This is a genomic window from Corynebacterium sp. 21KM1197 (assembly GCF_033783015.1).
Taxonomy (GTDB): domain Bacteria; phylum Actinomycetota; class Actinomycetes; order Mycobacteriales; family Mycobacteriaceae; genus Corynebacterium.
The window spans coordinates 210,534-234,776 of the sequence record NZ_CP123907.1 but is presented as its reverse complement, the minus strand read 5'-3'; the positions used below and the strand labels follow the sequence as shown (position 1 = coordinate 234,776).

Sequence of the window (24,243 nt, the reverse complement as noted above, 5' to 3'; positions counted from 1 at the left end):
AGGCCCCATGGGGGCGCAAGCATGGTTCCCTTCCTCACTCACCGCATAAAAAAGGGGCATAGCCCGCAGGCCATGCCCCTTCACGCTCTAGAAAATCTAGCGTGGTTCAGATTTACTCGACACCCACGAGCTTGTACTCGGCGGCACCGGCTTCCTTGGTGAAGCTGAGGGTGGTGCCATCGCTGTAGGTGGTCACGGCGTTCACGATACCGCCGCGGCCCTTGCTGCTGGTGGCGTTCTCAATGGCCTTGTCTGCAAGCTCCACCATCTGGCTAGCAAAGGTATCGCCCTCGCTCAGGGTGCTCACGTCCACGCCCTCGCTGGACTGAACCTCAGCATCAGGAACAACCTCGGCCTCGGGGGTGGCCTCAGCGGAGGAGCCGTCGTTGAAAACCTCAGCCACGGAGATCACCACGTCGGTGGGCACCATCATGATGTAACGAGCAACGTAGGAGTAAGAACCCTCCTCCACGTACATCGAGGTGGCCGCGTGGGCCGGGGTAACGCCAATCGCCAGAGCACAAAGGCCAGCGGCGAAACCGGCAGTAAGCTTCTTCGTCTTCTGCATACTCGTGTTCACTTTCGTCTCGTTGCGGCCGCACCTACGGCGCAACCTGGCTTAATACTCGCTAACGACCCGCTGCACTTCCGCCCAGTGAGGCCGCTCAGGAAAACAATATGCTCTATAAGTTAGCAGACATCTTCCCCTGCGCAAGTGCTACAGGCCCACACGGAGAAAAAATTTTCCGTGCGTATGATTACCGGAGATGTTACCTTCCGTTTACCCTGCTTCTCCAACCGCCATAGGGTCAGGAGTGTACCGTTGAGATCCCTCAGCGTAGCCACCGTTTTTGCAGCTCTCTCGGGCTTCCTCGTCATCATCATCGCCACCCGCATTCTCGATGAGGAGGCCGCCAAGCTTTTTCAGGCATACTGGGGGCTTTTCTTCGCCTGCACCGGGATCCTGGACGGCCTCATGCAGGAAACCACCCGCACCGTCTCAGCCCACCGAGAATACCGAGAGCGTCGGGAGCATACTGCACACGGTGAGCGCCGCGAACCCAACCAGCCGCAGGCCACCGCCCACGGAAACCACGGGGGCGTCGCAAAGCACACCTATGCCCACTGGCACTTTGCCCTCCTCGTGGGCCTCGTGGCGGCGGCGCTGAGCCTGCTGTTTGAACCCGTCTGGGCGCCGCTGGTCATTGGCGGGGAGCACGGTATGGCGGGCAGCGGCCTGATGGCGCTGGGGCTCCTCCTGTACGCCTTTCAGGCGATATTGTCCGGCGTACTATCCGGCTGGGAGCGGTGGCCCTCCTACGCGCGCCTCATCGCCCTGGATTCCGGGGTGCGCTTCCTCCTCGTGGCGCTCGCGGCCCTATTCGGGTGGACCCTCATGCCGTTCTTCGTTATCACGGTGATCGGCAGCGCCAGTTGGGTGCTGATCCTCGCCGCCGACCCCTCGGCCCGCGCCCACGCGCGCAGGCCGCTGCCGCTCACCCTGGGGGGCTTCGCCCGGCGCGCAGGCTCCGCCATGATCGCCACGGGTGCCTCCGCCGCGATCATCACCGGCATCGCGCCGCTGATCAATGCCACGATGGAGGAGCCGCAGTCAGAAAGCGGCGTGGCCCTCGCCGGAATCATGCTGGCGGTCTCCCTCACCCGCGCACCGATACTGATGCCCTTGCAGCGGTTCCAGTCCGCCCTGATCGTGTACTTCGTGCGACACCGCGAGCGCATGCGCCAGGCGGTACTGCCCCCGGCGGCCGGAGTGCTGGGCGCGGGCGCGCTCGGAGCGGGCCTGGCCTGGCTGCTTGGGCCGTGGATCCTCGCGGTGGGGTGGGATCACGATCCCGCCTACGCCGTGCCCGGCCCGCTGCTGGCCGCGCTCACCTTCGCCTCCTCCTGCACCGGCGTGCTGATGATTACCGGAACCGCCAGCATCGCAGCCGAGCGGCACCGGCTCTACGTCGCCGGGTGGGTGATGGCCTCCGGTGCGGTATGCGCCGTGCTGTGGTACGGCTCCGACCCACTGCGCACCATCCCATTTGCTCTGATCCTCGGCCCCCTCCTCGGCGCGCTCGTGCACCTCAGCGCCCTGAGGGCCGGATCGCGGCGGAATGCCACCGACAGCTGGGACACGGCGGCCACAAAGAGCACTGAGAGCCCCAAGCCCACCCTCTCCGAACGGGCAAGCGGCCGCCGACACTAACATGAGCGGCATGCCCACCCTCGGAGTTTTCGCCCTTCTCTACCACGGTTCCGTGCCCGATCAAGTGCGCGCCTCCCTTGAGTCTCTTGCCGCCCAGACCCACCGCGCGGATCACATCGCAATCATCCAGGACGGCCCCGTCTCCCCACAGCTCACCCAGGTCATCGAGGAATTCGCGGCCGAGCACTCCGAGGCGACCATCGTGCGCCTGCCCGCCAACGTGGGCGGAGCGCTCGCCTCCGCAGCCGGAGTGGAGGCGCTTTCCGACGACCTCATCGCCCGGCTCGACACGGACGACATCGCGGCCCCGCAGCGCTTTGAAAAGCAATACGCCTTCCTCGACCGCCACCCCGAGATCGACATTCTGGGCACCGCGGTGGCCGAGTTCGAGCATTCCCCGGATCAGGTCACGGCGATACGCAGCCTCCCGGAGCGCCACGAGGAGATCGCCCGCTACGCAAAAATGCGTTCCCCCATCAACCATCCCTCGGTGATGATGCGCGCCCGCGCCGTCCACAAGGCTGGCAACTACCGCGAGGTTCACTTCATGGAGGATTACGACCTCTTCGCCCGGGCGCTGGCCACCGGGGCGCGCTTTCATAACCTCCCCGAGCCGCTGACCTACTTCCGGGTTTCCGCCGCGCAGTTCCAGCGGCGCACCAGCCGGGAGATGCTTGCCGTGGAACGGCGTATGCAGCGCAACCTCGTTTCCTACGGGCTCATCAGCAAGCCGAGGTCCTGGTTCAACCTCGTGGCGCGCAACACCTACCGCCTCCTGCCCCCGGCGTTGCTGCGGCGCGCCCACGCATGGTTATTCCATAGAAAGCCCAAAGCCCATTAGTATATGGGGCATCATGAATGAAGATACGTGGTTGATTATCCCTTGCTTCAACGAGGGCACCGTGATCGGTGACGTCATCAGCCAAGCCCGCGAGACCTTTCCGCGCATCGTGGCCGTCAATGACGGCTCCGCGGATAACTCCGCCGAGGCTATCCACCAGGCGGGCGCGCACCTGGTCAATCACCCCGTGAATCTGGGCCAGGGAGCAGCCATTCAAACGGGTGTGGAGTACGCCCGCAGGCAGCCCGGCGCGGAATACTTTGTCACCTTTGACGCGGACGGGCAGCACCAGGTCAAGGACGTGCTGGCCATGGTGGAACGGCTGCGCACCGAGCCCATCGACATCGTGGTGGGCACCCGCTTTGGTCGCCCCCGCACCGAGACGGATCAAGTGCCCTGGATTAAGCGGGTGGTGCTCAAAACGGTGGTGGCCCTCTCCCCCCGCACGCGCCGCCTGGGGCTTACCGACGCCCACAATGGCCTGCGCGCCTTCAATCGCAAGGTGGCCGGGGAACTCAACCTGCGCATGAACGGCATGTCCCACGCCTCGGAGTTCGTTTCCCTCATGGACGAGCTGGAGTGGCGCGTGGCGGAGCAGCCGGTGGATATTTTGTACACGGAGTACTCCATGAGCAAGGGACAATCCCTGTTCAATGGCGTGAACATCCTGGCCGATGAGTTACTCGCAAGGAGGCTGCCATGACCGCCCTGATCCAGATCATTCTGCTTCTGGCCACCATCGGCCTGGTGTGGTACTTCATCAGCCACCGCCGCAAGGCTCGGGCCAAGGCTTACGTGAAGATCTTTTTTGTCCTCTTCATCGCCGTGTGCATCTGGGCGGTGCTGCGCCCCGATGACCTCACCGTGGTGGCTAACTGGGTGGGCGTGGATCGCGGCACGGACCTGCTGCTCTACGGGGTGGTGGTGGCCTTCATGTTCGTCACCATGTCCACCTACGTGCGCTTCCGCGAGTTGGAGTTGCGGTATTCCCGCTTGGCGCGCTCCGTGGCCCTGCAAAATGCCATCCGCCCGGAGGACGAACTCACCCGCTAAACCGCTACACTCATGCGCATGAGCGATGAGCATAAACCAAATAATGCTGCGGACATTCCGGCTCAGCCTACGCGGCCCGAGCCCCCTACTAAATCCGAACAGCCCGGTTCGTCGGAACAAGAACCGGCCAGCAAGGCCACCGAGGGCACTCAGGCCTCCGATGCCGGTGCGGTACCCACCTCCACGGCAGATCCCGGGGCCTCCACGCCCTCGAATAAGCCCACCACCCCCGGCTGGGCCAAAGCCGCCATCGGCGCCCTCGCGGTGATCGCTGTGGCGGCGGGAGCGGGCGGTTATGCCCTGGGCAAGAACTCCGCTACCTCCTCGCTCCCCGAGGCTGGGGCCGCCTATATCGGCGGGCCCAGCGGAACCCTGGACTCCCTCGATGACGTACACCGCGTTAATCCCGATGATCCCTTTGCCATCGGCTCGGAGGACGCCAAGGTGGTGATCTCCTACTTTGCGGATCTCACCTGCCCGGTGTGCGCCTATTACACCCAGAGCATCGAGCCCAAGCTCGTCGAGGAATACGTGGATAAGGGCCTGGTGCGCATAGAGTGGAACGATTTCCCCTTCCTCAGCAAGGATTCCCGGCTCGCCGCCCAGGGCGGCCGCGCCGCCGCCGCGCAGGGCAAGTTCTGGGAGTACAAGAAGGCCGTGTATGACGGCTTCGGTGCGGAAGGACGCCCCACGTACACCGTGGATGACCTCGTGGGCTTTGCCAAGCAGGCCGGGGTATCCAACCTCGACGAGTTCCGCGCGGACCTGGACAGCGGCAAGTACGCCAGCACGGTCATGCAGGCCCTCATCTACGGCGGATACCTGGGCGTGAGCGGCACCCCGACCTTTGTGGTCAATGGCGTGGTGATTCAGGGCGACACCGAGTACGACGTGCTCAAGGACGCCATCGAACAATCCTTAGAGAAGGGCAAGCCGGACGAGCAGGAACCCCCGGCAGAGCACTCCACCGAAGAGCACTCCCACCCGCACTAGCCCCGGAAGAACTCCACGGTGCGCCGCACGCCCTCGTCCAGGCTCACCTGCGGCTCCCAGCCCAGAACCTCCTGGGCGCGTCGATAGCTCAGGGCGGAACGCGGCACGTCCCCGAGGCGCGCGGGGGCGTACTCGGGGGAATCGGGGGCACCGGCGGCCCGGGCCACGAGGGTGTGCAACTGGCGGTCCGAGGTTTCCACCGAGGTGCCGATGTTAAAGCGCATTCCTCCGCCCTGATCCCCGGCGGCCAAGCAGAACGCGCGCACCACGTCGCCCACGTACACGTAATCTCGGGTGTTCTCGCCCCGCCCAAAGACCTTGGTGGACTGCCCCGCCAGGAGGCGCTGGGAGAAGATCGCCACCACACCGGCCTCGCCGTGGGGGTTTTGGCGCGGGCCATACACGTTGGCCGGGGCGATGTGGGTGCAGTCCAAACCGTAGAGGTGTCGGAAGGTATTGAGGTAGGTCTCGCCCGCGAACTTCGAGGCCGCGTAGGGGGAATGGGGATCGACCGGCGTATCCTCCCCCACCGGGAACTCGGCGGGTTCGCCGTAGATGGAGCCGCCGGAGGAGGTATGCACGATCTTGCGCACGCTGTGGCGGCGGGCGGCGTCGGCAAGCCGAATGGTGGCGAGGATATTGGTCTCTGCGTCCACCACGGGGTCCGCCACGGAGGCGCGAACGTCGATCTGCGCGGCGAGGTGGAAGATCACCTCGGGGCGGTGCTGCGCAAGCAGGGCGTCCAGGTCGATGGTGCGCACGTCGCCCTCCACGAGGGTGAAGCGGCCCGTCTCCTGGGCCTGGCGCAGGTTTTCCCGCTTGCCGGAGGAAAGGTTGTCCAGCGCTACCACACTGTGCCCGAGGTCAAGGAGGGCGTCGCAAAGGTTGGAACCGATGAACCCGGCGCCGCCGGTGACGAGTGTGTGCATGGGTACCACCTTAGCGGTGCCCCAGCGGGCGACGTCGCGCCGCCCACCCCGCCCACGCCATGCCCGAGCACGCCATGACGAGCCCGAAGCCCAGCATTTGCGGGTACGTAAACGTGCCTCCAAGGAACGTCAGCAGCGCCGGGAACATCATGCCCAGGTACGTGAAGCAGTAATAAATGCCGGTCAGCGCGCCAAGGTCCTCCGGCAGGGCGATGCGCTGGGTCTCCGCCAGGCCGATGAACATGCCCAGGCCGTAGGCCAGGCCCAGCACCACCGCACACACGATCCCGCCCCACATCGTGGGGTGCATGGCCGTGAACATCGCGCACGCCATACCCAGGGCCGCCAGGGCCATCGCGCTCATCGGGCCGCGCCGCCCGCCGGTGTCAAAGCGCGGCCCAATCTGCTGAATGGCAAAGCCGCAGCCCATCGTGATCAGCGAGATCATGCCCGTGTACGCCACCGCGTGCTCGATCCCCGCCTGCAACCGCGAGGTCACGATGGTCTGCGCGGTAAAGGAGCAGCCAAATACCCACGGGGCCATCGGCACCACCACCGTGAGAAAACGCCTGCTGCGCAGCGAGGGCACCGCGAAGTCGCTCAGGATATGGCTTATCGACGTCCCCCTGCTCCGATACGTCTCCGGGGTGCGGAACAGCCACGGGTACACCGCCAGCGTGAGCGCGATGTGCACCACATAAATGAGCTGCCCCGGGTACGCCGCCCACTGGGCCAGGATCCCGGCGGTAACCGGACCCAGGGCCAGGCCCGTGGTCAGCGTCATGGAGGCACGCTTAGCTCCCGCCGAGGCACGCGCCTTGGGCTCATAGGGTGGCATGGAGAGTTCCTTGACCCAACTGCCGCCTGCCGTCATGGCGATGCCCAGGGCTAGCCCGGCCACGAAGCGCCCCGTGGCCAGGAGGGCCGCCTGGTGCTCCCCGGCGGCAATGAGCACGGAACCCGTAATGGCCAGCGCCGGGGCCGGAAGCATGATCGCCTTGCGCCCCCAGTGATCCGCCAGGGTGCCTGCGCCGAGCAGCCCCACGCCCACCCCCACGGCATAAATCGCCAGCATGGAGTCCACAAAGAGATCCGCAAACTCGCCCTCACCGCGATAGAACACGATCATGGAGGTGAACTGGTTTCCGCCCCAGGCCACCACGAACATGCTGAGCGCCACGCGCCACCAGAGGTGGGGGGATAACTCCTTGTTAGCCATGCTGAGACTCTACCTCAGAGTGATACTGGGCACTTTTTATCTGCGCCGGGCCCCATAGACTACGATGTGCACGAAATAATCTCATCAGGGAGACCTCATGGCTGCGCGCAAGAACCCCTACACCCCCGGAGCCGGACACGCACCCGCCGCGCTGGTGGGCCGAGATACCGAACTGGAAGCCTGAGACATCTCCCTCGATCGCGCCGCCAATGGCTATACTGACGCCCCACATATCCTGTGCGGCCTGCGCGGGGTAGGCAAGACCGTCCTCCTTACCCAGATGGGAAAGATCGCCCAGAACAAGGAATGGGTGGTGTGCCAGTTAGAGGCGGAACGCGGTAAAGACCTCCGCCATATGATCGGCGATGGTCTCTACGAGCCGCTCTACGAGATAAGCCAGGACGCCGGCCCCAATCCCGCTAAGAAGTTCCTCCGCGCGCTCAAAACCATGCTCTCCTTTAAGGCTTCCTATGACACGAGCGAAACCTGGAACTTTGGCCTCGACCTTTCCGGGGCCACGGGAGGAGCCGCCAATAGCGGTTCCCTCGCCCTGGATACAAAGAACATCATCCGCGACGTAGCCGCCGCCATGCAGGAAAAAGGAAAAGGCATGGCCCTCCTCATCGACGAGGCCCAGGATCTCAACGAGGAGGAACTTGCCACTCTCTCCGTCTGCGCGCAAATGGCGGCCTCGGAGCGAATACCCTTTCTCCTGGGACTGGCCGGACTTCCCACGTTGCGAAAGAAGATATGTGACGCTAAATCCTACGCGGAGCGTTTCTCCTTCAAGAACATCGAGCGCCTCACCGAGGAGGAAGCGCGCGAGGCGTTCCAACAACCCGCCGAGAAAGTGGACGTGGAGTGGAGCCCGGAGGCCCTCAGTCTTGCCCTGCACCATTCCGGCCAATATCCCTACTTTATCCAGCAATTTGGCAAGGAAAGCTGGGACGCAGAAAGGAATTCTCAGAACACTATTTCCCACACCGCAGCAGAAGAGGGAATACGCAAGGGGCAGGAAGAACTAGACAAGGGATTTTTCCTCGCCCGCTGGGATCGATGTACCCCCAAAGAGCGAGAATACCTCCGGGCCATGTGCCCCGAAGGCACCGAGGGCATAAGAAGCAGCATGGTGGCCCAAAAGATGGCACGTGACCTCAACTCCGTAGCTCCACTGCGCGCCAACCTAGTAAACAAGGGAATGATCTTTTCCCCCGACCACGGAATTGTGTCATTCACCGTTCCCGGCATGGCGGCTTTTATTAATCGGCAACCGGAATAAATCACTCCGCCACGCCACAGGTTCCCCCGGAAGCACCTCAGATATACTCCACCTATGCCACAGATCACCAACGGGCGGGTGCGCACCCGCCACCTCTTGCAGGCCAAGGCCCAGGGGCAGAAGATTACCGCCCTGACCAGTTATGATGCCCTCACCGCAGCGATCTTCGACGAGGCCGGAATTGACCTCCTCCTGGTGGGCGATTCCGCCGCCAACGTGGTTCTAGGCCACTCCTCCACCCTGCCGATCACCGTGGACGAGTTGATCTCCATGGCCCGCGCCGTGGCCGGGGCCGCACCCCGTGCCTTTGTGGTGGCGGACCTCCCCTTTGGCAGCTATGAGGCCAGCCCCGAACAGGCACTGACCACCGCCACCCGCTTTATGAAGGAAAGCGGCGTGGCCGCCGTGAAGTTGGAGGGAGGGGCGGAGATGGCCCCCACCATCACCGCGCTCACCCGCGCCGGTATCCCCGTGGTGGGGCACCTGGGCTATACCCCCCAATCCGAGCACGCCCTGGGCGGACACGTGGTACAGGGGCGCGGGGAGGGCGCCGAGCGCCTGCGTGCTGATGCCCTGGCGATCCAGGAGGCGGGCGTGTGCGCGATGGTATTCGAGATGGTGCCCGCCGCCACCGCGGAGAAGATCAGCGCCGCGCTGAGCGTCCCCACCATCGGCATCGGGGCCGGAGCAGGCACCGATGGCCAGATTCTGGTATGGACGGATGCCTTTGGCCTGACCAGGGGCAAGACACCGCGCTTTGTGCGCGCCTATGCCGATCTTGGCGAGGAATTAGGCCGCGCCACCCGCTCCTATATCCAAGACGTGCACAGCGGGAGTTTCCCACAGGCCGCCGAGTCCTTCGAGGAGGAGCAGTAAGTGACAATCCTGTGCCGCACCACGCAGGAACTCCGCGAGGCCCTGGCCGCCAACGCTGCCGCCTCCCCCGCTGCCAGCCTGGGACTGGTGCCCACGATGGGGGCCCTGCACCAGGGCCACGGGCGATTGCTCGAACGGGCCGTGGCGGATAATGACGTGGTGGTGGCGAGCGTATTCGTCAATCCCCTCCAATTTGCCGATAACGGCGACTGCGAGGATTATCGCCGCTATCCGCGCCAACCCGAGGAGGACGTGCGCTTCCTCTCCGAGCACGGCGTGGACATCGTCTTTATGCCCAGCGTGGAGGAGATGTATCCCGGCGGCGAGCCCCTCATCTGGGTGCGCACCGGGGCGATGGGATCACGGCTGGAGGGGGCCAGCCGCCCCGGGCATTTCGACGGCGTGTCCACCGTGGTTTCCAAGCTCTTCCACCTCGTCGCGCCTACCCGCGCCTACTTCGGTCAAAAGGACGCCCAGCAGGTGGCGATCGTGCGTCGGCTGGTGAACGATCTGAACTTTTCCGTAGAGATCGTGGAGGTTCCGATCGCACGAGCGGCCGACGGCCTCGCGGAGTCCAGCCGCAACCAGCGCCTCTCTCCCGAGGCGCGCCACCACGCGCTCGCCCTCTCTCGCACGCTCTTTGGTTTGGCGGAGCGCGTCGATCAGGGTATGGCGCTCGATCTGCCCGGCGCGCGGCAGGAGTTGGCCCAGGCCCCCGGCGTGGATCTGGACTATCTGGTGGTGGTGGACCCGCGCAGCCTCGAACCGCTGAGCGAGGAAGCACTCTCCCGGCCCCTGGACACCCCCGCGTTAGCCCTGGTGGCGGCCACAGTGGGCGGGGTGCGGTTGATTGATAATACGGGACTGTAGGGGCTCTATATCTACTCACACCCGCCCATTGGACCTTGCGGCCCAAATCATTGCCATGTCCCTTGAGGAAAAGGATCCTCACCGAACGGATCGCGGCCGAACTTCGGAAGCGATGACCCGGGGTGGCTTGAGCACGGTGAGATCGCAGACCGGCCCTGATGAGTCCCACGAAACAAAGTAAAGAGACGAAGAAGCCGCCTCTTTACTTATTGTTCTAGTACCCCCGCTTAATCCACTCCTCTAGGTGCGGAGCCTCGCTGCCGATCGTGGTGTGATCCCCGTGCCCGGTGCGCACGGTGGTCTCCGCCGGGAGATCCAGCAGGGAGGTTTTCAAGGAGTCGATGATGGTGTCAAAGGAGCTATAACTGCGCCCGGTGGCCCCCGGCCCGCCCTGGAAGAGGGTGTCCCCGGAGAAGAGTTCCGCCGCCTCCGGCAGGTAGAGGCAGCAGGAACCGGGCGAGTGCCCCGGGGTGTTAAGCACCTTCATCTGCGTACCCGCCACCTCGAATACCTGGCCGTCGGCCAGGTCGCTGTGCGCCACCCCCGGCAGGGTCTCCTCCCACAGCATCTGGTCGCCGGGGTGCACAAAGATCGGTGCGTCCAGGCGCTGCGCGAGTTCGGGAGCCACGTTGATGTGATCGTTATGGGCGTGGGTGCAAATGATCCCGCGCACGGTGCGCTGCCCCACGGCCTCGATGATGGGGGCGGCGTCGTGCGCGGCGTCGATGATGTACACCTCGCTGTCATCGCCTACCAGCCAGATGTTGTTGTCCACGTCCCACTGCCCGCCGTCGAGGGCAAATACGCCGGAGGTGAGCACGTGATCCACGCGCAGGTTCTTGTGGCTCATTTAGAGCACCACCACGGAACGCAGCACCTTGCCGGACTTCATCGTGTCAAAGGCGGCCTCCACGGCGTCGAGGGCGATGCGCTCGGAGACGAACTTGTCCAGCGGGAAGCTGCCCTGCAAGTGCAGGTTCACGTAGGCCGGGAAGTCACGCTCGGGCAGGCAATCGCCGTACCAGGAGGGCTTGAGGCTTCCGCCCCGGGAGAAGAAGTCGATCGCGGGGATCTCGATGCTGGAGGTCAGGTTGGGCACGCCCACCATGACCATGCGCCCGGCGTGGTCGCGGGAGTAGAAGGCCTGCCGCCAGGTGGGCATGATCCCCACGGCGTCGATGGTCACGTCCGCGCCGAAGCCGCCGGTGAGTTCGCGCACGGCGTCAATCACCTCCTGCTCCTCCATCTCGGCGGAGTTGATCGTGTGGGTGGCACCGAGGTTGCGCGCCCATTCCAGCTTGCGCTCGTCCACGTCCACGGCGATCACGGTGGTGGCGTCATTCATGGCGGCACCCGCTACCGACGCCGCCCCCACGCCACCGCAGCCAAAGACGGCCACGGACTCGCCGCGCTTGACCTGCGCGGTATTCACGGCCGCGCCCACGCCCGCCATCACGCCGCAGCCCAGCAGGCCTGCGGCGGCGGGGTCCGCCTCGGGATTGACCTTGGTGCACTGTCCCTCGTGTACCAAGGTCTTTTCCGCAAAGGCTCCGATCCCCAGGGCGGGGGTGAGTTCCGTGCCGTCCTCCAGGGTCATCTTCTTGGAGGCATTAAAGGTGGCAAAGCAGTAGTGCGGCTCACCGCGCTTACAGGCGCGGCACTCCCCGCACACGGCGCGCCAGTTGAGAACCACAAAGTCCCCCACCTCCACGTGGGTGACGGCCTCGCCGATCTCCTCCACGATGCCCGCGGCCTCGTGGCCGAGCAGGAAGGGATAGGCATCCTCAATATCGCCGTCGCGGTAGGCCATGTCCGTGTGGCACACGCCGCAGGCCTGAATCTTTACCACCACGTCGTGCGCGCCGGGATCGGGGATCACGATGGTGGTGGTTTCCACGGGCTGGCCCTTGGCGGTGGACACAACGCCGGTGACCTTGTGGGACATATCGGGCTCCTTTTATACGGAAAGACTGCACGTACCCGATCGAGTCTAACGGCGTTGCGGCCGCATCGCCGCAGGTGAAAATGATTTTTATTAAGCGGCACGGGTGGCGCAGACGAGGCGAGGTTGCACGGCGCGGGGTGACCCCCGGTGACGCCGCGACGCTACATAGCAAGCGAGGCCGCGGCGTCGCATAGCAAAAGCCTAACCGCGCAGCCCCTCATAGCCGGGGATTCCGGCGGCGGCATTCGCCGCCAGCACCCCGTTAAAGCGGGTGAGTTCCGCCTCGGAGTCCACCGCAATGCCCGCCGCCCGATTCGCCGCCGCCAGACCGCTGATCCGCTCCGGGGCTTCCCCCGCAGAAGAATCAGAGCCACGGGACTTCTTCGAACCGCTCGACGCCGCAGCCACCACCTTGTGCATGATCGCCCCCGTGGCCACGGGATACCGCGCCTGGGCCTTCACAAACACCGTGTCCAGGAACTTCCTCATCACATTCTCCTCATCGCGTGCTCATAGATTTCTTCCACCGCCGGGCGGGCGGCCTCCGCGTCCGCCGGAATCATGGCCGCGCGGGTGCGCCGCTCCAGCACGTCCGCTACGCTCAGCGCGCCCTCGTGGGTAAAGGCGTACTCCACCTCGGCGCGGGTCACGTCCAGGTTGCCTACGTTTTCCAGGGGGTGCTCCACCGTGGCGGCGGCCAGCACCTGCGGGGCCTCGTTGCCAAAGCGCCGGATCATCGTCTCAGGTAGCCCGTGTAGGTCGCGGGCGGCGATGTGGGAGTAATCCCCATGCCCCGGCGCGCCGAGCAGCGGGAAGTTTCGAGTGGCACACTCCCCCGCCGCCAGCCGCCGCGCCGCTATCACCCGATCCAACGTCTCCTCCGCCATGAGGCGATACTCGGTGAACTTGCCGCCCACCACGGAGAACATGCCTTCGGCGGATTCCACCACGGCGTGCCGACGCGAAAGATCGGCCGTGGAGCCCTCCTCCCCGCTATCGAGCAGGGGGCGCAGCCCGGTGAAGGCGCCGAGCACATCGGCCCGCGTGAGCGCGGTATCCAGCGCGCGATTGATGTTGCGGAGCAGGAAGTCCACGTCCTCCTCCGGGGTGGGTGGCACGTCCGGGATCTCCCCCGGCGCGTCCTCGTCCGTGAGCCCCAGGTAGCAGCGCCCGTGCGGGGCCGGAAGAATAAATAGGTAGCGCGAGATCGACCCCGGCAGCGGCACCGTGAGCGCCCCGGTGGGGTTACCAAAGAGCTCCGCATCAAACACCAGGTGGGTGCCGCGCGCCGGGCGCACCTTGATCGCGGTATCCATCGAGCCCGCCCACACCCCGGTGGCATTGATCACCGCGCGCGCCCGCACCGTGTGCTCGTTGTGCTTCACGACGTCCCGCAGCAGCACCTCCGTGCCGCTGGCGCGCACCGCCTCGCAATAGGTGAGAATCTTCGCGCCCTCGCTGGCCGCCGTGCGCGCGATGGCCGTGACCATGCGCGCGTCATCGACCATCTGGCCGTCATAGTTCACCCAGGCCCCCTTGAGTCCGGCTTTCGACGCCGCCGGACAGAGCCGCAGCGTCTCCTCACGGGAGGCAAAGCGGGAGCGGGGCAGGGTTTTGGCCGAGGTACCGGCGGTGATACGCAAAGCGTCCCCGGCGAGGAAGCCCACGCGGGTGGCGGCCTTTTGCACCAGGGTGGAGTCCGCACCCAGGGCCATCACCTGCGGCAGCGCCCGCACCAGATGCGGCGCGGTGCGCTCCATGAGGATTCCACGCTCCACCGCCGAGTGGTGGGCGATGCCAAACTCCATCTTGGCCAGGTAACGCAGGCCCCCGTGGGCCAGCTTGGAGGACCACCGGGAGGTACCAAAGGCGAGGTCGTGCTTTTCCACCAGAACGGTACTTAATCCCCTGGTCACGGCGTCGAGGGCCAGGCCCACACCGGTGATGCCGCCACCGATAATCACCACATCGACGGTGCCTTCACCAAGGCTTTCTAGTTCCTCCGCGCGCCGCGCGGCATTGAGCGCCCCGTTTTTTACTGGCATAGGTATCCCTTCAACATTGCGGTGAGCTCTACGGCCCACTCCTCTTCCGATGGCACACCCGTGCTCATCGCCTCCGCGGAGAGAACGAGCGACTGCACCACCATAAAAACCTGCGTGGCGATTACCTTGGGGTCGCCACCCCTCATGGCGGGATCGGTGCCCTGAATACGCGCCACCGTATTCTTAATAAAGCGAATTAATATCTCCTGGCTTTCTCCCAAACGCTGAAACTGATACGTGAGCAGCAATTCCGGGCTTTTGCCCAATACCTGCGCCAGGAACTCGTTGCGGCGGGCCAGCAGCCCCACCTCCACCAGGGCCGCGCACAGCCCGTCCACGTCCCTGGGCAGGGGGTAGGCGGCGTCGAGAAGCCCCACCATTTCCCTGGTGAGTACCTTGCGCGCGAGGTTATCCACGCTGCCAAAGTAGGAGTACACGGTGGGACGGGAGACCTCCGCACGCCGGGCCACGGCGACCATCGTGGTTTTTTGCACGCCGCTTTCCATGAAGCATTCCCGGGCGGCGGACAAAATGTTTTCCTCAATGTCCGTGTGCTTGGTTTGCGCCACGGCCACACTGGTTACCACGACGATCCTGCCTTTCTTTTCTCTGTGTTTACTATGCTTCCACCGCAGCCATGCGCTGCGTGGTGTCCGCCGCGTGCCTGCCGGGTTCCTGGGCGCGCTTGGTACGCACGGCGCGCACCAGGAAGGTCAGCGCCAGGGCGAACACGATGGAGAGCACCAGGCCGGTCACGCCCAGCCAGAAGGTGCCGTCCAGGGCACCGTCGGTGGCCCGAATAAAGCCATACCGGGCGTAGGACATCGGGTGAATCCCGTGGAGCATGCGCAGGGCACCGGGGGTGAGTTCCAGCGGCCACACGCCGCCGAAGGAGAACGCCCCGTAGCCGAGGAAACCAAGGGCGAAGATACCACCCACGAGCCGCCCAAAGAGCGTGCGGAAGAACTGGTACACCGCCGCGCCACACATGGCCATCAGGGCAAAGATGAACAGCACCGCTCCCCAGTGGGCCGGCTCCCAACCCATCGTGGCGGAAAGACCCGCGAGGATCAGCAGGATCACCATGTTCACCGCAGTAACCAAGAGGAAAGCCTTGGCTGCGGGCAGCGCCGCCGAGTTCTTGCGCATGCGGCCGAGCACGTCCGGGAGCAAGATCGAGGCAAAGGCCATGAGGAGGAAGCCAAAGACCAGAATCAGGATCATCGACACGCCGCCGGAGAGCGTGAGGTTGGTGGGATCGTGCACGTCCACCTGGGTCTGCACCGCGTGCTTGTTCTGCGAGTCATACAGAACCGGCACGGCGATCTGATGGGAGGAAAGCGGCACCTCATTAATCTTCGGGGCCTGCTTGGAGCCCTCGGTCAGGCCCGTGGAGAGTTGCACGGTGCCGTCCTTGAGTTGGCGCGTGCCGTCGTTGAGTTGCAGGGTGCCGTCATACAGCAGCCCCATGCCGTCATCTACCTTCACGATGCCATCGCCCAGTTGCTTCTGGCCGTCATTGAGCTGCACCAGGCCGCTGTGCAATTGCTGCTGGCCGTCATTGAGTTGCAGCAGACCATTGTTCAACTGCTGCTGACCATCATTGAGTTGCAGCAAGCCGCTCATGTACGGCGAGGAGGGATCGGTGAGGTTGCTGCGTACCTCAGCGGTACCCGCCTTGAGTTTGCGCAGTTGGGACGCCATGTTCTCCGGGTTGTTGTTATTGAACTTCCCCAGCGTGCCCGCGATCTGATCCGCCTGCGCGCCCAGGCCCACCGCGCGCATGGTGTCCAGCACCGGCTGGAGGCTGGTCACCGCGCTTTGCAACTGATCCATGAGGGGAATCAGGGTGCCGGTGAGTTGGCCCACGCCGTCGTCAATCTGAACCATGCCATCGCCCAGTTGCTTGGTGCCATCCAGGAGCTGCCCTTGGCCCGCCACCAACTTATTAGAGCCGTCGAGCGCCTGCGCCTGGCCCGCCACCAACTGGTTCGATCCATCCAGGGCCTGCGCCTGGCCGGTCACCAATTGCTGCGAGCCGTCCCGTAGTTGCGTGGTGCCGTCCTTGAGCTGGCGCGCGCCGTCCACACCCTGCGTGGTGCCGTCGTGGAGCCGGGTGGCGCCATCATCAAGCTGCTTGGCACCATCGGCAGCCTCGCCCAGGCCCGCTCCCAGCTGGTTCATTCCGTCGAGGATCTGCTTGGCGTATCCCTCCTGGATTCCCTCGGCCACGCCCTTTTGAATCTCGGAAACCAGGCCATTGGTGAGCAGCGGGGCGTTGGTGCCGTTGTAATCGTTGTAGGAGATCTCGATCACGGGCTGCTTGGGCTTGTCGTCGATCACCGTGATCACGTCCTGCGAGAACGTCTCGGGAATCTCCACGGTGAACAGATAGGTACCCTTGGCCAGGCCCTGTTCCGCCTCGGAGGCGCTGACCTCCACAAAGTTCAGGTAATCCGTTTCCAGCAGGCCATCCACCACCTGCTGACCAAACTTCTCCTGCTTGCCGGCCTGGGTGGCACCTTGATCGTTATTCACCACGGCCAGTTTCACATCGCGCAGGTAGTGGCGGGGATCCCACATGGACCACATGTACGCCACCGCCACGATGAGCGGCATGACCAGCAGCAGCACGATGAGCGTCCGGGAAAAAGCACCGCGCGGACGCCACTCAAGAATCCGGGACATCCTAGAGGTTTTAGGCATGATAGATTCCTTTCCACTTCCTCAAGAGAGGCTTAGTTAGGGCCTCGGAACTATATAATAGCCAGCCCCCGGGACAATCTCGCATTCGATGGGACTCGAGAAGTACTTATCACCGTCGGCATAAGCATTAATGCCCGGCATTTCCACGCGCACCTTCCGCGCCCGGTACTGCCGCGCCTCCTCCAGATCCTCGAAGTCACCGGAGAAGATCTTGCCCACGTTCAGCGCGGCCTTGCGCCTGCTCATCTTTGTGGCCACCGAGATGTCGAACAATCCGTCATAGTGATCGGCGTCCGGGCACACCTGCATTCCACCCCCGTAGGTGCGGGTGTTACCGATGGCGCAGAGCGTCACATCCCCCTCAAAGGTCTCCGCACCATCATCGAAGATGATCCGCGTGGGCAGGGAGTGGAAGTTTAGAAACTCGATGAGAATTGCCAATAGATAGCGGGGCTGCCCGGAGGGCCACGGAATGCGGTTGGTGCGGTCCGTCACCAGGGAATCAAACCCAGCGCACGCGATGGTGCCAAAGTACCGTTCCTGGCCGCTATCCGTGCGCATGATCCCCAGGTCGGTGCGGGTGGTGTATCCCTCCACGATGGTCTTGGCCGCCCGACGCGGATCGAGCGGAATCTTGTACTCCCTGGCGTGATCGTTGCCGGTACCAGCGGGAATGATGCCCAAGGGGGTATCGCTACCGGCCTGCTCCTGCAAGGCCAGGCCGATCAAACCGTCACCGCCGCAGGCCACCAGGGCATCAATGGAATCATCCGCGATCATCTCCCCCGCCAACTCCCGCGAGGCCTCCGGCGAGGAACCGGAGATACGCACCACGTCCACGCCGTACTTATAAAAGGCCTTGGTGGCCGCTTCCGATGCCGCCATGGCTTTTCCCTTGCCCGCCGCGGGGTTGGTCAGCAGGGCGACGCGCGAGATCTCGCGGCGGGCCATGTGATAGGTATCGCTCATGCCTTGTTTCTCCTGACTGTGCGGGGTTTTCGCGCGCGGGGCGCAGCGTGTTTGTGCGGTGCGATTACGAGGGACGGTTGCACCACATCGCTGCGCGGCGCGGGGAAGTGACGGGAAGTATCAGAACAACTTGTCCGGGTTGAGGATCCCGGCGGGATCGAGGGTCTTTTTCACCGAGGCCAAGATGGTAGAACCCAGCTCGCCCAGGTCCTTGTGCACCCAGGGGCGGTGATCGGTGCCCACGGCGTGGTGGTGCGTGATCGTCGCGCCGTTATCCACCATCGCCTGGCAGGCGGCCTCCTTGGCCTTCCACCATTGGGCGGCGGGGTCGTCGCCACGCTGACCAGCGATGATGGTGAAGTACAGGGAGCAGCCGCCGTGATACACGTGCGAGATGTGGCACATGATGATCGCGGAACTGCCGGATTCCGCCAGGGAGGTCCCCACGGCCTCGGTCACGGCTTGCTTGACCTTTTCCACGTTGGACCACTCGGTGGCCGTTTCAAAGGTCTCGCACACCGCTCCCTGATCCAGCAGACCATCGCGCAGCACCGGCGCACCAAATCGGCCGCGCTCCCACTGGCGCACCGGCCCCTCGCCGCGAGACACCCCGCCCAGGGAAAGCAGCAGGTCACGGGTTTCCTCGTGGCGAGCCTCCGCATGCTCCGGGGTGCCCTCGTACATGGTCAGCAGCAGGCAACCGGAATCGGCGTCATCGGAATCACCGATCTTATCGGTGGAGGAAAGGTTGATGCTGGACTCGATCTCATCGGAAAGGCGCAGCACCGTGGGGCCGGTGCCCGTCTGCGTGACCTCGCGCATGGCGTCGGCTCCGGCGGCGAAGGAGGGGAAGCTAAACGCCTCGTAGCGCTTGACCTCCGGGATGGGGTGCACCCGCAGGCGCACCCGCGTGATCACGCCCAGGGTGCCCTCCGACCCCATGAATAACTGGCGCAGATCCGGGCCCGCCGCCGAAGCCGGAGCCTGGTACCCCACCCGGGTGATTCCCACCGGGGTCACCACGGTGAGTTCGCGCACCATCTCATCAAAGCGCCCATAACCTGCGGAGTTCTGCCCGGAGGAACGCGTAACGGCGTAACCGCCGATGGTGGCATAGGGGAAGGACTGCGGAAAGTGGCCGATCTGCAAGCCGTGCTGGGCAAGCTTCAACTCCGCGTGCGGGCCGGAGAGCCCCGCGCCCAGCGTGGCCTCCATCGAGACGGTGTCCACGTCCTCCAACTCATCAAAGCGCACCAGATCGAGGCTAATCACCGCGCGCAGTTGGCCCTTCTTGGGCGCCACGCCCCCCACCACGCTGGTTCCGCCGCCAAAGGGCACCACCGCCACGCGCTGCTCGGTGCACCAGCGCAGCAGTTGTTCAACTTCCTCCTCGGTGCCGGGGACCACCACGGCGTCCGGCGCGTCAATCACCCGGCCAGAGCGCCAATCCAGCAGGTCAGGGTAGGATTTTCCGCGCGCCCGGCGCATTCGTTGCTCGTGCTCGGTGCTCACGTATTGCTTACCGACGATCCCCCGCAGCGCACCCAGATCCTCCTCGCTAAGGCGCACCTCGCTGAGTTGAATCTCCGCTGCGGGAATGCGGTTGACCTCATCGGCATTGGCCCCCAGCACCGTGGAGACCAACTTGCGCACGCTGCCGGAAAGGGGCTTTGCTTCCTCCGGGGTGCCCCACAGATTGTGGGACATCGGGGGGAGAGGAATGCCGGTATGAGAGGTGTCAGTAGCCATGGTCACATCATGACACTTTTACACTTTCTGTAAAAGTGTCAGTTTGATTGAGGGGTTGGCGCTGGCGCACCTAAGCGCCGATACGCGCTGGTGAAGGGCGGTTTTCACGGGGCGAGGGCTACCCCCTAAAAGGGGGTGCGGGGGCAAGATAGGTCTGGTAGCGTCCACAGCCCTCATGGAGACTCTTCCCGCACAAAGCCTGTCATGCCCGCGATTATCTCAGCCCGACCATGAGGTATCCCCGCCCCAAAGAGTGCAACTTTCCCCAGAAGATTTCCGAATTTCCCGCAGCGGTTCCCGATACTCATGCGCTTCCACCTCGTAAAGCCCTAATCCAGATGCCTCCGCAGTCAGCTCATCAAGAATCTTTTTCTCTCCCCCTAGGAGCTTATAGGAGATAGCATCCAATAAAAAGATTCTCCAACGCTCTTCGGAAATTCGCTCGCAAAGGTAACCGATTCTCTTCGAGGTGTTTCTCCACAGTGGGACGGCCAACCTCCAAGAAGTCGGCCGCCTCCCGCCAGGAATCAGCCAAGCGGTGCACCCACCTCACGGCACCCGGGTGATCAAGGCCCGCAGTTCAGAAGCAGGAATCATCTTCTCCGGCTTCGCTCCTTCCTCCGCCGCACTCGTGAGAATATCCCTCATTACCTGGCCCGTGGTCACTCCACGCTGTCGGGCAAGGTCGCGGAGAGCCTCCAATACCTGTTTCGGAAGCCGCACCGTAAACGCGGACATCGGAGACACTTCCCACTCCGCCGGTTGTGCATTCTGAATTTCTTGAGAAAAATCATGCGCATCAAAGAAATCGGGATTATTCATATCCCCCCCTTAACTGGTATCGTTCCCTCAGCGTCATATCGCGGGCGGTTATCACACGGGTACGGCCATCGGGCGCCTGTATTAATACAATAAAAGGTAACGCTCTGAATAGGTCTGACCGAAAGTATATTCCGTTCCACCCCAGCCCCGGCGATACACAAGAGGACGAGACCCTAAGACCTCTTCCACCTCATATGGATCAACGTTATGCCGAGCAATATGGCCTTCACTGCGATCATCCCATACAATCCCAACCAACCGCATAGCACCAACTACCCCCATCATCGTACACGTGCCGTACACGCTTGGCACCCCGACAACACTCCCCCAAGATAAAAGTGGAGCCGCCTGCGAGAATCGAACTCGCGACCTATTCATTACGAGTGAATCGCTCTACCGACTGAGCTAAGGCGGCACGAGCGATTACCTTACTACACCCCGTATGCTTGCCGCAAACGGCCCACCAGGCCGTCGGTAGCGATGCTGAACTGCACGTTTTCCGTGATGTGCCTGCGGCACACCGCGATGGCGTCCAGGCACTCCACCAGCCCCCGCTCCCCCACGGAATCCGCCAGTTCCCCCGCCAGCCCGGAGAAATCGGGGTGAACCGGCTCCACCGTGGCCCCCACCGCCCGCAGGAGGGCGTCGCGGTAGAGGCCGGAGAGATCCACCAGAGCCAGGTCGAGGAGGTCGCGGCGGCGGCGCGTCGTGCGCATTTTCTGCGCCTTTTCCAGTTCCTTGACCATGCCCGCCGAGCCCCGGGTGGCCTTTTGCGCGCCCTTGCCCCTGCCCCCGGCCCCCAGGGAGCGCTCTAGTTTCTCGCGCTCGGCGGCGTCGGCCTCCGCGAAGGCCTCGGTGGCCTCCTTTTCTATGGTCTTGACCAGCGTGTACATGGCTTGGAATGCCTGGTCGCCGTGGCGAATTAGCTCCGCGAGCCCTAGCACGGCGGCGCGGCGCTGCTGCATGCTGGGGGTGGTGACCAGCCTGCGTGCACGGCCGATGTGCCGCAGCGAGGCCTGGGCGGCGAGGCGGGCGTCGTTTTCCGTGGCGCCCTCCTCCGCCACGAGTAGGCGGGTGATCTCCTCGACCGAGGGGGAGGGGACGTAGACGTGACGGCAGCGCGAGCGCAGCGTGGTGGAAAAATCCTGGGGGTCGGTGGAGGGCGCGCAGAAGATCATCACGGTGCGCGAGGGGGGTTCCTCCACGGTCTTGAGTAGGGCGTCGGCGGCCGAGGCGGAGAGCCTATCGGCGTCCTCGATGATGACTACCCGCCACGGGGAGACCGTGGGGAGGCGATGCGCGCCGGCAATGATCGTCTCGCGCACGTAATCCACGCCGATAGAAAGGGCCTGGGGCACCACGTGGACGACGTCGGTGTGCGCGCCGTCGAGCACGGCGCGGCAGGCCTCGCAGCGCCCGCAGCCGGGTTCCTCACCGGCACATTCCAGGGCGGCGGCGAACGCCAGCGCAGCCTGGGAGCGCCCCGAGCCCGGCGCGCCGGTAAATACCCAGGAGTGCGTCATGGCGGCGCTGCCCGCGCCCGCCCCAAACCCAGGACTCTCGACGCCCCCCGCAGCATCACCGTGCCCAGCGCCAGCACCCCCGGCCCCCTCCGCACCGGCCATCTCTCGGGCCGCACGCGCGGCGTTTAACACCACATCGCGCACGCTGGGGGTATCTGCGAGGCGCTCGGCCACGCTGCGGGGGGAAGTGCTCACCGCACCCAGGGTAGCGAATGGATAGAGTATCTAGCATGAACCGATTGCTCAGGGCCATCACGTGGCTGTGGGGTACCTCCTGGCCCCTGTACGCCGCCCTTGTGCTCGGATCGAATGTCCTTGGGGCGGCGGCCATCATGTTCTTCATCCGCTTCCTCATTCCACTGCCGGAGTTGGATCACTTTGATTCCTCCGGCTCGCACCTGGCGGCCATCGGCATCAGTTATGTGGTCTTTGCCGCCGTGGTGAGCATCGCGGCCACCTTTATCCTGTTCCGCCCGGTGCTGGATTGGCAGCGCTCCCCGGAGGCGCACGATCCCAATATGGTGCGCAATTTGGTGCTGCGCCTGCCCATTTATCAGGCGGTGGTGTGCGCCATCGTGTGGTTTATCGGCATTCTCATCGCGGTGATTATCACCTCCGCCACCAGCGGGCGCATGGCCCTGGTGATCGCGGTGGCCTGCGCGCTGGCGGGTTCGGTGGTCATCATCATCACCTATCTGGTGGCCGAGCGCATGGTGCGCCCGGTGGCGGCCTCCGCCCTGGCACGCCGCTTCGAGGATTCCACCCTGGAGCCGCCCATTAAGTCCCGCCTGCGCACCACCTGGGTACTCACCACGGGGGTTCCGGCCATCGGCGTGTTGCTGCTCATCTGGGGGCAGCAGGCTGGCTTTTTCACGGAGAACGCTGCGGACATCATTCCGGCGATTCTCTGGCTCATCCTGGGCGCGCTGGTCACGGGCTTTGTGGGCACCACGCTCTCCATCATGAGCGTGGTGGATCCGATCCAGGAGTTGCAGGAGGCCATCAATCGCGTGCGCCGGGGCGATTCCAACGCCCAGGTGGACATCTACGATGGCTCCGAGATCGGTGTGCTGCAAGCGGGCTTCAACGAGATGATGCGAGGCCTGCGCGAGCGCCAGCGCGTGCGCGACATCTTTGGCCGTTACGTGGGCACCGAGGTGGCCCGCCGCGCGCTGGAGGAACGCCCCACCCTCGGCGGGGAGGATCGCAAGGTGGCGGTGCTATTCATCGACGTCATCGGCTCCACCGCCTTTGCCGTCCACCACGAGCCGGAGGAGGTGGTAGCGGAGCTCAACCGCTTCTTCGAGCGCGTGGTCAAGGTGGTACACCGCAACAAAGGCATCATCAATAAGTTCCAGGGCGACGCCGCCCTGGCCGTCTTTGGGGCACCGCTTCCGCTTGCCGACGCCAACTCGCTCGCCCTCAGCGCCGCCCGCGAACTCCGCGAGGAACTACGCGGCATGACGCTTCAAGCGGGCATCGGCGTGGCCGCCGGGCACGTGGTGGCCGGGCACATCGGCGGCCACGATCGCTTTGAATACACCGTGATTGGCGACGCCGTGAATCAAGCCGCCCGCCTCACCGAACTGGCCAAGGACACCCCCGGGCGGATCCTCACCAACTCCGCCACCCTGCGCGGGGCCAACGAGGCCGAGCAGGCCCGCTGGACGCTCATGAAGTCCGTGGAACTGCGCGGCCGCCGGGAAATGACGCAACTGGCCCGCCCGATCAGGGAAACCCTGGCGGATAGGTCATAGGTATGGATACCCCCATCGGCCCGCTCACGCTGCTGGCCTCCGCGCACGGACTGACCCACGTACTCTTTGGCGCGGGAGAATCCACCGATTCCCCCATCGTGGAGCAGGCGCGGCAGGAACTAGCCGAGTACTTTGCCGGACGACGCCGGGAGTTCACCGTGCCCCTGGACTGGGGCGAGGCCACGGGGTTTAGGAACCAGGTGCAGCGCCACCTGCTCACCATCGGGTACGGGCACACCGCCAGCTATGGCGAGATCGCGGCCGCCCTGGGGAAACCAGGGGCGGCGCGCGCGGTGGGCAGCGGCTGCCGCACCAACCCCCTGCCCATCGTGGTGCCGTGCCACCGCGTTCTGCGTTCCGACGGCTCCCTGGGCGGCTACGCCGGTGGCCTGGCCGTTAAGGAGTATTTGCTGGGGGTGGAGGGGCGGCAAACAGCCTGAGAGCACACAGTAAGA

23 protein-coding genes and 1 tRNA gene are annotated in these 24,243 nt (G+C 64.5%); 10 read left to right on the top strand and 14 right to left on the bottom strand.

The window, feature by feature from the left end:
• Positions 1-112 precede the first annotated feature (112 nt).
• Positions 113-568: a hypothetical protein gene (locus OLW90_RS01125; RefSeq protein WP_319650474.1), complete on the bottom strand. Its 456-nt coding sequence runs from the start codon at positions 566-568 to the stop codon at positions 113-115.
• A gap of 255 nt (positions 569-823) precedes the next feature.
• Between OLW90_RS01125 and OLW90_RS01120 the strand changes: the two genes are divergently transcribed.
• From OLW90_RS01120 to OLW90_RS01100, 5 genes are read left to right on the top strand one after another with little or no spacing between them, the layout of a single operon-like run.
• The gene (locus OLW90_RS01120) at positions 824-2,212 is read left to right on the top strand and encodes a hypothetical protein (protein ID WP_319650473.1); all 1,389 of its coding nucleotides are present in this window, start codon (positions 824-826) and stop codon (positions 2,210-2,212) included.
• Between the two features lie 10 nt (positions 2,213-2,222).
• A complete protein-coding gene (locus tag OLW90_RS01115) occupies positions 2,223-3,053 on the top strand; it encodes a glycosyltransferase (protein ID WP_319650472.1) in 831 nt (276 codons plus the stop codon).
• Between the two features lie 13 nt (positions 3,054-3,066).
• Entirely contained in the window at positions 3,067-3,756 is a 690-nt protein-coding gene (locus tag OLW90_RS01110; protein WP_319650471.1) for a glycosyltransferase family 2 protein, read from the top strand.
• Positions 3,753-4,106: a DUF2304 domain-containing protein gene (locus OLW90_RS01105; RefSeq protein ID WP_319650470.1), complete on the top strand. Its 354-nt coding sequence runs from the start codon at positions 3,753-3,755 to the stop codon at positions 4,104-4,106. Before OLW90_RS01110 ends, OLW90_RS01105 begins: the two co-directional genes overlap by 4 nt.
• An 18-nt stretch (positions 4,107-4,124) precedes the next feature.
• Positions 4,125-5,099, top strand: a complete 975-nt coding sequence (locus tag OLW90_RS01100; protein ID WP_319650469.1) for a DsbA family protein — start codon at positions 4,125-4,127, stop codon at positions 5,097-5,099.
• Here the strand turns inward: OLW90_RS01100 and OLW90_RS01095 are convergent.
• Complete coding sequence (locus OLW90_RS01095) at positions 5,096-6,028, bottom strand: NAD-dependent epimerase/dehydratase family protein (RefSeq protein ID WP_319650468.1); 933 nt, start codon at positions 6,026-6,028, stop codon at positions 5,096-5,098. The two genes, OLW90_RS01100 and OLW90_RS01095, sit on opposite strands and share 4 nt — an antisense overlap.
• A 10-nt stretch (positions 6,029-6,038) precedes the next feature.
• Positions 6,039-7,247: an MFS transporter gene (locus OLW90_RS01090; RefSeq protein ID WP_319650467.1), complete on the bottom strand. Its 1,209-nt coding sequence runs from the start codon at positions 7,245-7,247 to the stop codon at positions 6,039-6,041.
• 187 nt (positions 7,248-7,434) lie between these two features.
• Here OLW90_RS01090 and OLW90_RS01085 point away from each other — a divergent pair, with 187 nt between their 5' ends.
• From OLW90_RS01085 to panC, 3 genes are read left to right on the top strand one after another with little or no spacing between them, the layout of a single operon-like run.
• Entirely contained in the window at positions 7,435-8,526 is a 1,092-nt protein-coding gene (locus tag OLW90_RS01085) for an AAA family ATPase (RefSeq protein ID WP_319651801.1), read from the top strand.
• 54 nt (positions 8,527-8,580) lie between these two features.
• Positions 8,581-9,402, top strand: coding sequence for a 3-methyl-2-oxobutanoate hydroxymethyltransferase (gene panB, locus OLW90_RS01080; RefSeq protein WP_319650466.1), 822 nt, complete (start codon positions 8,581-8,583; stop codon positions 9,400-9,402).
• The gene (gene panC, locus OLW90_RS01075; protein WP_319650465.1) at positions 9,403-10,272 is read left to right on the top strand and encodes a pantoate--beta-alanine ligase; all 870 of its coding nucleotides are present in this window, start codon (positions 9,403-9,405) and stop codon (positions 10,270-10,272) included.
• Positions 10,273-10,486: 214 nt separating this feature from the next.
• Here panC and OLW90_RS01070 read toward each other — a convergent pair whose 3' ends face one another.
• From OLW90_RS01070 to OLW90_RS01020, 11 genes are all read right to left on the bottom strand, one after another.
• On the bottom strand, positions 10,487-11,122 hold the full coding sequence (locus OLW90_RS01070; protein WP_319650464.1) for an MBL fold metallo-hydrolase: 636 nt from the start codon (positions 11,120-11,122) through the stop codon (positions 10,487-10,489).
• The gene (locus tag OLW90_RS01065; protein ID WP_319650462.1) at positions 11,123-12,217 is read right to left on the bottom strand and encodes an S-(hydroxymethyl)mycothiol dehydrogenase; all 1,095 of its coding nucleotides are present in this window, start codon (positions 12,215-12,217) and stop codon (positions 11,123-11,125) included.
• Between the two features lie 201 nt (positions 12,218-12,418).
• The gene (locus OLW90_RS01060) at positions 12,419-12,706 is read right to left on the bottom strand and encodes a hypothetical protein (RefSeq protein WP_319650461.1); all 288 of its coding nucleotides are present in this window, start codon (positions 12,704-12,706) and stop codon (positions 12,419-12,421) included.
• The gene (locus tag OLW90_RS01055; RefSeq protein ID WP_319650460.1) at positions 12,706-14,262 is read right to left on the bottom strand and encodes a glycerol-3-phosphate dehydrogenase/oxidase; all 1,557 of its coding nucleotides are present in this window, start codon (positions 14,260-14,262) and stop codon (positions 12,706-12,708) included. Before OLW90_RS01055 ends, OLW90_RS01060 begins: the two co-directional genes overlap by 1 nt.
• Entirely contained in the window at positions 14,253-14,849 is a 597-nt protein-coding gene (locus OLW90_RS01050; protein ID WP_319650459.1) for a TetR/AcrR family transcriptional regulator, read from the bottom strand. The genes OLW90_RS01055 and OLW90_RS01050 overlap by 10 nt, the downstream gene beginning before the upstream one ends.
• Before the next feature lie 31 nt (positions 14,850-14,880).
• Positions 14,881-16,968, bottom strand: a complete 2,088-nt coding sequence (locus OLW90_RS01045) for a YhgE/Pip domain-containing protein (RefSeq protein WP_319650458.1) — start codon at positions 16,966-16,968, stop codon at positions 14,881-14,883.
• A gap of 36 nt (positions 16,969-17,004) precedes the next feature.
• Positions 17,005-17,937, bottom strand: coding sequence for a diacylglycerol kinase (locus tag OLW90_RS01040; RefSeq protein ID WP_319650457.1), 933 nt, complete (start codon positions 17,935-17,937; stop codon positions 17,005-17,007).
• A gap of 120 nt (positions 17,938-18,057) precedes the next feature.
• A complete protein-coding gene (locus OLW90_RS01035; RefSeq protein WP_319650456.1) occupies positions 18,058-19,644 on the bottom strand; it encodes an FAD-binding oxidoreductase in 1,587 nt (528 codons plus the stop codon).
• Between the two features lie 591 nt (positions 19,645-20,235).
• A complete protein-coding gene (locus OLW90_RS01030; protein WP_319650455.1) occupies positions 20,236-20,508 on the bottom strand; it encodes a CopG family transcriptional regulator in 273 nt (90 codons plus the stop codon).
• 339 nt (positions 20,509-20,847) lie between these two features.
• Positions 20,848-20,923: transfer RNA gene (locus OLW90_RS01025), tRNA-Thr, on the bottom strand.
• Between the two features lie 16 nt (positions 20,924-20,939).
• Positions 20,940-22,235: a DNA polymerase III subunit delta' gene (locus tag OLW90_RS01020; protein ID WP_413464494.1), complete on the bottom strand. Its 1,296-nt coding sequence runs from the start codon at positions 22,233-22,235 to the stop codon at positions 20,940-20,942.
• A gap of 26 nt (positions 22,236-22,261) precedes the next feature.
• Between OLW90_RS01020 and OLW90_RS01015 the strand changes: the two genes are divergently transcribed.
• Together OLW90_RS01015 and OLW90_RS01010 are read left to right on the top strand one after the other, a co-directional pair.
• A complete protein-coding gene (locus OLW90_RS01015) occupies positions 22,262-23,788 on the top strand; it encodes an adenylate/guanylate cyclase domain-containing protein (protein ID WP_319650452.1) in 1,527 nt (508 codons plus the stop codon).
• A 2-nt stretch (positions 23,789-23,790) separates the two neighbouring features.
• The gene (locus tag OLW90_RS01010; RefSeq protein WP_319650451.1) at positions 23,791-24,228 is read left to right on the top strand and encodes a methylated-DNA--[protein]-cysteine S-methyltransferase; all 438 of its coding nucleotides are present in this window, start codon (positions 23,791-23,793) and stop codon (positions 24,226-24,228) included.
• Positions 24,229-24,243 lie beyond the last annotated feature (15 nt).